Genomic DNA, 7,637 nt, shown 5'->3' on the forward strand with positions numbered 1-7,637 from the left:
TGGGGGAGACGCCATGAGAACCACCCGACGCGCGGTGACCGCGGTGACCGCCGCCGCGGTCCTGCTCGGCGCCGCGACCACGCCGGCCTCGGCCCAGGCCGCGCCCGACGACATCACCGCCCGGCTCGCGGAGCAGGTCCGCCAGGCCAGTCCCCGGCTCGCGGAGCGGGTCCGCCAGGCCGTGGTGGCGCAGGGCTTCCACGACGTGCTCGACCTGACCCCGCCGGAGCTGTTCGCCGCGTCGCGGGCGGGCGCGCCGGAGAAGTACGACTCCGTGCCCGCCGAGCGGGCCGCCAGGCTGGGCGCCGCCGCGGCCCGGCCGCTGCACCAGACGCCGAACCTGGACATCGCGGTCATCCGGCTCGGCCCGCTCGGCAAGCCCGCCGCGGTGGCCGACGTGCTGCTCAGCCCGCAGCACCCGCAGGGCGTGGCCGTGCCGGTGGACGCCCGGGAGCTGGCCACCGACCAGGTCCGCTACCGCTGGTGGGACGACACCGAGTGGGACGTCAACGGCGGGCGCGGCACCCGTGACGTGCTGCCCGGCCGGGAGGGCGCGCCGATCGACTTCTCCTCGCCCTACCCGGCGTCGGTGCTGAAGCTGATGGTGGGCTTCGGCGTCCTGCGGCTGGCCGACGCCGGCCGCGTCGACCTCGACGGGACCTACGCCTACCAGCCGACCGCGCCCAACGCGGCGTGCGGCGGCGCGCAGGGCAAGACCGTCCGGGCGTTCTTCGACGAGATGATCACCAAGTCGCAGAACGAGTCGACCTGCGCGCTGATCAAGATGATCCACGACCTGAACGCGTGGGACGAGGTCAACCGGACCTTCGCCGAGCTGGGCATGCCGACCCTGATGGTGACCGGCACCAACCCGGCCAACGGCGGCCGGTGGATCGGCTCGAACATGAGCGCCCTCGACACCGCCAAGCTGCTCCTGCTGGTCAACGGCGGCTACGGCACGCTGTGGACGACCGACGCGGGCCGCGCGGTCACCCGGAACGAGCTGAGCGCGTCCTCGCGCGCGTTCTTCCAGCGGACCCTCGCCGACCAGGGCCACAACGAGATGCTGTCCACCACCAACTGGTGCGGCCGCGACTACCCGGTCCAGGGCATCCCGCAGCTGACGCCGCCGCGGTGGGTCCGGCCCGACGGCACGGTGCGCGTCGGCGACGCGGTCTACGACCGGGACGTGCGCCCGTGCGACGCGGTCGCCGAGGTCACCTACGCCCACAAGAACGGCTGGGTCGACACCACCGGCAGCGACGCGGGCATCGTCAAGTCGCTGCGCGGCGAGGCGAAGCGCGACTACATCGTGGTCGTGTTCTCCAACCTGGGCACCGACTACGTCGATGCCCGCCGGCCCGCCGACCCGCCCGGCGTGTTCCCGGTGCTCTACACGGAGAAGTACGCCAAGCTCGGCAAGGCCGTCGACCGGATCATGACGGACCCGCGCTGACCTCCCGCGGCGGGCGCGCCCACGGGGGACTCCACGGGGGCGCGCCCGCCGCGGGTGAGCGGGACGGGGCGGCCGTTCGGTGGTGGAGCCGCGTCCGTGCGGCTGAATTCCGTTGCCGGCGCGGGCCGGGCGCGCTGGACTGGCGACCATGGGTCGGCGACCGGCGCTCGTCAACGGCTTCCCCGAGTGGCCGCCGCACGTCCGCGCGGCCGAGCTGAGGTGGCTGGACCACGTTCGCCGGGTCGTCGGGTCGCACGGGTTCTGCCCGGTCGCGACGCCCTCGCTGGAACCGCTGGAGGAGGGCGAGGACCCCCGGGAGGGCGGCCGGTTCCGCGAGTCCACGTGGTGCGCCCTCGGCGTCGTCGACGCCGGGCGGCTGTCGCCGCGCTTCGACGCCGAGCTGCCGCGCGTCGCGCACGAGGTGCTGTCCGGCCTGGACCTGCCCGCCTGGACGATCGGCGTCGGCAACCGCAAGGTCCTGGCGGGCTTCTGCGAGGGGCTCGGCGTGGACGACCCGCTCACCGTGCTCCGCGCGGTCGCCCGGCTGGGCGAGATCGGCGTCGACGGGGTCGCGGAGGCCCTGCGGTGGAGCCTGACCGGCGAGCAGGTGCACGGGTTGCTCCAGCCGGCGCGGACGTCTGCTCGGGCGGCAGGCGCCGGGGTGTCGCGGGTTCGTCCGCCCGGCGGGACCTGCCCGGTGTCGGCCTGGCCCTCGACCTGGGCCGGGTCTTCGCCGCGGCGGTCGACGGCGGGCTGCCGGTGGAGCGGCGGAGCACGCCGACCGACGTGCTGGTGGTCCTGCCCGTGAACGGGCACCGCGAGGCCGCGGCGATCGCGGCGGCGCTGCGGCGGCGGGAGGTCAACGTTGAGGTGCACCACCGGGAGGACAAACCGGCCGCACAGGTCCGCCACGCCGCCCGCAAGGGCATCCCGTTCGCGTGGTTCCCGCCCGCCGTCTCCGGAGGCGGGCACGAGGTGCTGGACCTGGGCACGGGCGAGCGGGTCCGCGCCGACCCGGACACGTGGTCGCCCCGGCGGTAGCGCCGCCGGGTGGTCGCCCGGGGGAGTCCTCGGGGGAGTCCCGCCGGGTCGCGGGCGGGTGGTCGCGCGACCCGGCGGGCCCGTCACCGGCGGTCGAGCCGGTTCGGGATGCGGGCCAGCCGGTAGACCCGCCAGAAGTACTGGTCGGCCGCGTGCTGGTCCTGCGCGAAGTTGATGGCCTCCACGATGCGCCGCGCCCGGATCCGGAACGCGAGCGCCCACGTGATGTCCAGGCCCTCCGGGTTGGTGCTCCAGCCGCGGTGCAGGTCGATGACCCAGTCGCCGTCCGGGGCCAGGGCGAGGGGCTCCGCGCGGAACCCCGCCCGACCCAGTTCGGCGAAGAACGCGAGCACCTCCTCGACGCCGGTCTTGGTGCCCGCCAACGGGTGGTGACCGGGGATGGTCCACTTGATGTCGTTGGCGAAGAACCTGCGCAACTGGTTGAGGTCACCCGACGCGTACGCCGCGTAGTAGTCCTTGATCAGCTTGACGTTCGGGTGCTCGTCCCGGCCCGGGGAGGCGGTGGCGCTGCCGGCGCCGAGCAGCGAGCCGGCCGCCACTCCCACCGCGGTCATCCCGGCGCCGCGCAGCACATCGGCTCGGGACACGCCTGCGGGGTTTTCCGTCGTCATGCTCACTCCTGGTTGAGGGGTCGCGGATCCGTCGGGGTGGGGAATCCGTCGGCACCTCGAACCTAAGATCGCCGAGCGTGACCAGTCCAATACTTGAAGCGATTACACATCCGCATGAGTATCGGGCATGAGATACAAAACGCCCATCGCTGGTAGGGTGAGCGCCGCCGAGGCGGGTTGCCCGTGGTACGGCGTCCACTCGGCCACGGCCGTGCCGAGGTTGCCCACCCCCGACCCCCCGTAGTCGACGCCGTCGGTGTTGACGACCTCGCGCCACCGCCCCGCGCGCGGCAACCCGACGCGGTAGTCGTGCCTGGCCTCGTCGGCCAGGTTCACCACGCACGCCACCACGTCGTCGCCCGCCCGGCGCAGGAACGCGAGCACCAGGTCGTCCGCGCGCACCCAGGCGAACCCGTCCGGCGAGGTGTCCAGCTCGTGCAGCGCGGGCGTGGCCCGGTAGGTCGCGTTGAGGTCGGCCACGAGCCGCCGCACGCCCGCGTGGACGGGGGAGTCGAGCAGGTGCCAGTCCAGGCCGAACTCCGACCACTCGTCGCGCTGCCCGAACTCGCCGCCCATGAACAGCAGCTGCTTGCCCGGGTGCGCCCACATCAGCGCCAGCAGGGACCGCAGCGACGCCGCCTTGAGCCGGTCGTCGCCGGGCATCCGCTGCCACAGCGAGCCCTTGCCGTGCACCACCTCGTCGTGCGACAGGGGCAGCACGAAGTTCTCGCTCCACGCGTAGCTCAGCGAGAACGCCGGTTCGCCCTGCCGCGCCGCCCGCTGCTCCGGCTCCAGGCCGAAGAACCGCAGGTCGTCGTGCATCCAGCCCATGTTCCACTTGAACCCGAAGCCGAGCCCGTCGTGGTCGGTGCGCCGGGTCACGCCGGGCCAGGTGGTGGACTCCTCGGCGATCACCACCGCGCCGGGGTGGTGCTTGTAGACGGTCGCGTTGAGCTCCTGGAGGAACCGCACCGCCTCCAGGTTCTCGCGTCCACCGTGGACGTTCGGCTCCCACCCGCCGGGCGGGCGCGAGTAGTCCAGGTACAGCATCGACGCCACCGCGTCCACGCGCAGCCCGTCGACGTGGAACTCCTCGATCCAGTACAGGGCGTTGGCCACCAGGAAGTTGCGCACCTGCGGCCGGCCGAAGTCGAACACGTACGTGCCCCAGTCCGGGTGCTCGCCGCGCCGCGGGTCCGGGTGCTCGTACAGCGGGGCGCCGTCGAACCGGGCCAGCGCCCAGTCGTCGCGCGGGAAGTGCGCGGGCACCCAGTCCATGATCACGCCGATGCCGCGCTGGTGCAGCGCGTCGACGAAGTGCCGGAAGTCGTCCGGCGAGCCGAACCGCGAGGTCGGGGCGTAGTACGAGGTGACCTGGTAGCCCCACGACCCGCCGTAGGGGTGCTCGGCGACCGGGAGCAGCTCCACGTGCGTGAAGCCCAGCTCGGTCACGTAGTCGGCCAGCTCGTCGGCCAGCTCGCGGTAGCCCAGGCCCGGCTTCCACGACCCGAGGTGCACCTCGTACACCGACATCGGGGCGCGCGACCAGTCGGTGGCCTCCCGCGCCGCCAGCCACGCCGCGTCGCCCCACTCGTGGGCCGGCGAGTGCACCACCGAGGCGGGCAGCCGGGCCTCGAACGCCAGCGGGTCGGCCTTGTCGCGCCACACCCCGTCCGCGCCCAGCACCCGGAACCGGTACTCCGCGCCCGCGGCCACGCCCGGCGCGAACAGCTCCCACACCCCGCCGCCGAGCCGCCGCATCGGCAGGCCGAGCACCTGCACGCCGCGCGCGTTCGGCGCCCACACCGCGAACGCCGTGCCCGGCACGCCGCCCAGCTCGCGGGGGTGCGCGCCGAGCACGTCCCACAGCCGCTCGTGGCGGCCCTCGCCGATCAGGTGCAGGTCCAGCTCGCCGACGGTCGGCAGCCACCGGTACGGGTCGTCCACCGGCTCGACCCGGTCGCCGCGGACCACCTCGAACCGGTAGTCCGCCGGCCGCACCGGCACCACGCCGGAGAAGAGGCCGTCGCGCAGCTCCACCAGCTCGAACCGCCCGTCGCCGGTCACCACGGCCACCGCGTCCGCGCCCGGCTGCCAGGCCCGCACCACCGCGCCCGCGGGCCGGGGGTGCGCGCCCAGCACCAGGTGCGGGTTGTCGTGGGTGCCGGCCAGCAGCCGGTCCACCGCGCCCGGGTCGGGCGCGCCCACGTCCACCAGGGACAGCTCAACGGTCATCGAGGTCCTCCTCCCCGAGCAGCCGCCGCACCGCGCGCAGCGGGATGTCGACCCAGTCGGGTCGGTTGCGCGTCTCGTACACCGCCTCGTAGACGGCCTTCTCCAGCTCGAACGCGGTCAGCAGCCGGCCCGCCGGGTCGAAGCCCGCGGCCTCGGCGTACCCGGCGGTGAACGCCTCCCGGTTGTGCGCGGTCCACCGCCGGGCCCGCCGGCGCAGCTCCGGCGTGGGGTGGAACAGCCGCAGCTGGTGCTGCGCGGCGTAGTCCAGCGACCGCAGCATCCCGGCCACGTCGCGCAGCGGCGACCGGGGCGCGGTGCGCTCGGCGATCGGCGCGGCGGGCTCGCCCTCGAAGTCGATCAGCAGCCAGGTGGCGGGGGTGCGCAGCACCTGCCCGAGGTGCAGGTCGCCGTGCACCCGCTGCACCGGCACCCGGTCGCGCAGCGCCCCGACCTCGGCGAACGCGGCCCGCAGCCGGTCGGCGTGCGGAGCCAGCGCGGGCACCGCGGCCAGGGCGGGCTCCACGTGGGCGAGCATGTCGCCGGCCACGTCCCGCGGGTCCGCCGTGCCCGCGCCCAGCTCGCGGGCCAGGTCCGCGTGCACGGCGGCCACCGCGCCGCCCAGCCGGCGCGCCTCGGCGGCGAAGTCGGCGCCCGCCGCGTCCGGGTCCGCGTCGGTGTCGGCGAACAGGTCCCGGACGCTGGTCATGGCCATCGCCCAGCCCTCGGCGGCGTTGGCCGCGAACGCCTGCAACATGCCGAACGTGGCCGGCGCGCCGCCCACCTCGCCCTCGATCGAGCCGAGCAGCGGCGCGATGTGCCGCGACCGGGCGCGCCGCAGCGCGCGGTGCGCCTCCAGGTCCGGGTTCAGCCCGGCCGCGACCCGCCGGTACAGCTTGAGGATGTACCGGTCGCCGTACACGACCGAGGTGTTGGACTGCTCGGCCCCGATCGGCCGCCCCACCAGGCCGCGCTTGCTGGACCCGGCGAAGGTCGGCTCGGGCGTGAACTCGACGCCGTCGCGGCCGGCGCGCTGCCCGATCAGCCGCAGCAGCACCGCGTTCAGCTCGGCGTCGCCGGTCGCGTCGTACACCACGCACCCGTCGAACCCGGCCAGCACGGCGGGCGCGAGCCGGTCCGGCAGCGCGGTGCGCACCCCGATCGGCACCTGGTACCGCTCGGGGTCGCCGCCGTCGGCGAACCGGACCGCCACCACGCCCAGCAGGCCCAGCGGCCCGCCGGACGCGCGCTGGTCGACCAGCTCGGTCAGCTGCTCGACGTCCACGCCGGCGACCGGGCGGCCCTTCCCGCCGAACCAGCGCTGCCACGGCAGCCAGGCGGCCAGAGCGCGCTCCAACCGCGGCCGCAGCTCGGTCGTGCTCATCGGTGGTCTCCCATGCGGTGGATGGCGAACCAGTAGAAACCGTGACCGGGCAGGGTGAGCCGGTACGGGTCGGCCTCGATCGGCGCGAACACCACGCCGCCGGTGAGCTCCACGGGCAGGCTGCCCGCGAACTCGGCCAGGTCGAACTCGGCCTGCTGCGGGAACCGCGACAGGTTGTTCACGCACAGCACCAGGTCGTCCCCGTGCGTCCGCAGGTACGCGAGCACGCTGGGGTTCGCGCAGGTCAGCTCGCTGAACGTGCCCAGACCGAACGCCGGGTGGGCGCGCCGGACGGCGAGCATCCGCCGCGTCCAGTGCAGCAGCGACGACGTGGTGCTCAGCTGCGCCTCGACGTTCACGCCCTGGTAGCCGTACACCGCGTCGGCGATGGTCGGCAGGTACAGCCGGCCCGGGTCGGCGTGGGAGAACCCGGCGTTGCGGTCCGGGCTCCACTGCATCGGCGTGCGGACGCCGTCGCGGTCGCCGAGCCAGATGTTGTCGCCCATGCCGATCTCGTCGCCGTAGTAGAGGACGGGCGAGCCGGGCAGGGACAGGAGCATGGCGGTGAACAGTTCCTGCTGGTTGCGGTCGTTCTCCAGCAGGGGGGCGAGCCTGCGCCGGATGCCGATGTTGGCCTTCATGCGCGGGTCTTTGGCGTACTCCGCGTACATGTAGTCGCGTTCTTCGTCGGTGACCATTTCGAGGGTCAGCTCGTCGTGGTTGCGCAGGAAGATGCCCCACTGCGCCCCTGCCGGGATCTCCGGCGTCTGCGCCAGGATCTCCGAGATCGGGATGCGCGACTCGCGCCGCACGGCCATGAAGATGCGGGGCATGAGCGGGAAGTGGAACGCCATGTGGCACTCGTCCCCGCCCACCTCCGGGTCGCCGAAGT

Annotated in this window: 7 protein-coding genes; 3 read left to right on the top strand and 4 right to left on the bottom strand. The window is 74.2% G+C overall.

Annotated elements, in window-relative coordinates; genetic code table 11:
* Positions 1-13: 13 nt before the first annotated feature.
* The 3 genes from ABD223_RS40050 (at position 14) to ABD223_RS40060 (ending at position 2,497) form a co-directional block, all read left to right on the top strand.
* The gene (locus tag ABD223_RS40050; RefSeq protein WP_344042925.1) at positions 14-1,456 is read left to right on the top strand and encodes a serine hydrolase; all 1,443 of its coding nucleotides are present in this window, start codon (positions 14-16) and stop codon (positions 1,454-1,456) included.
* 148 nt (positions 1,457-1,604) lie between these two features.
* Positions 1,605-2,264 (top strand): HisS family protein, encoded by a 660-nt coding sequence (locus tag ABD223_RS40055; protein ID WP_344042927.1) that lies wholly within the window; start codon positions 1,605-1,607, stop codon positions 2,262-2,264.
* Positions 2,243-2,497 carry a His/Gly/Thr/Pro-type tRNA ligase C-terminal domain-containing protein gene (locus ABD223_RS40060; protein WP_344042929.1) on the top strand — a complete coding sequence of 85 codons (255 nt, stop codon included), beginning with the start codon at positions 2,243-2,245 and terminating at the stop codon, positions 2,495-2,497. Before ABD223_RS40055 ends, ABD223_RS40060 begins: the two co-directional genes overlap by 22 nt.
* 83 nt (positions 2,498-2,580) lie before the next feature.
* Here ABD223_RS40060 and ABD223_RS40065 read toward each other — a convergent pair whose 3' ends face one another.
* The 4 genes from ABD223_RS40065 to ABD223_RS40080 all read right to left on the bottom strand — a co-directional run.
* A complete protein-coding gene (locus ABD223_RS40065; RefSeq protein WP_344042931.1) occupies positions 2,581-3,129 on the bottom strand; it encodes a nuclear transport factor 2 family protein in 549 nt (182 codons plus the stop codon).
* A 102-nt stretch (positions 3,130-3,231) separates the two neighbouring features.
* Positions 3,232-5,364 (bottom strand): 1,4-alpha-glucan branching protein GlgB, encoded by a 2,133-nt coding sequence (gene glgB, locus ABD223_RS40070; RefSeq protein ID WP_344042933.1) that lies wholly within the window; start codon positions 5,362-5,364, stop codon positions 3,232-3,234.
* Positions 5,354-6,745 carry a maltokinase N-terminal cap-like domain-containing protein gene (locus tag ABD223_RS40075; RefSeq protein ID WP_344042935.1) on the bottom strand — a complete coding sequence of 464 codons (1,392 nt, stop codon included), beginning with the start codon at positions 6,743-6,745 and terminating at the stop codon, positions 5,354-5,356. Before ABD223_RS40075 ends, glgB begins: the two co-directional genes overlap by 11 nt.
* The coding region (locus ABD223_RS40080) for an alpha-glucosidase C-terminal domain-containing protein (protein ID WP_344042937.1) at positions 6,742-7,637 on the bottom strand (896 nt) is incomplete at its 5' end. The genes ABD223_RS40080 and ABD223_RS40075, both read right to left, overlap by 4 nt.

The sequence above is a fragment of the Saccharothrix xinjiangensis genome, assembly GCF_039527585.1.
GTDB lineage: Bacteria > Actinomycetota > Actinomycetes > Mycobacteriales > Pseudonocardiaceae > Actinosynnema > Actinosynnema xinjiangensis.

What these genes read in the sequence shown, in the direction of transcription:
- ABD223_RS40050 (WP_344042925.1), top strand. Translation starts at nt 14, where the DNA reads ATGAGAACCACCCGACGCGCGGTGACCGCGGTGACCGCCGCCGCGGTC.
- ABD223_RS40055 (WP_344042927.1), top strand. Translation starts at nt 1,605, where the DNA reads ATGGGTCGGCGACCGGCGCTCGTCAACGGCTTCCCCGAGTGGCCGCCG.
- ABD223_RS40065 (WP_344042931.1), bottom strand. Translation starts at nt 3,129, where the DNA reads ATGACGACGGAAAACCCCGCAGGCGTGTCCCGAGCCGATGTGCTGCGC.
- glgB (WP_344042933.1), bottom strand. Translation starts at nt 5,364, where the DNA reads ATGACCGTTGAGCTGTCCCTGGTGGACGTGGGCGCGCCCGACCCGGGC.
- ABD223_RS40075 (WP_344042935.1), bottom strand. Translation starts at nt 6,745, where the DNA reads ATGAGCACGACCGAGCTGCGGCCGCGGTTGGAGCGCGCTCTGGCCGCC.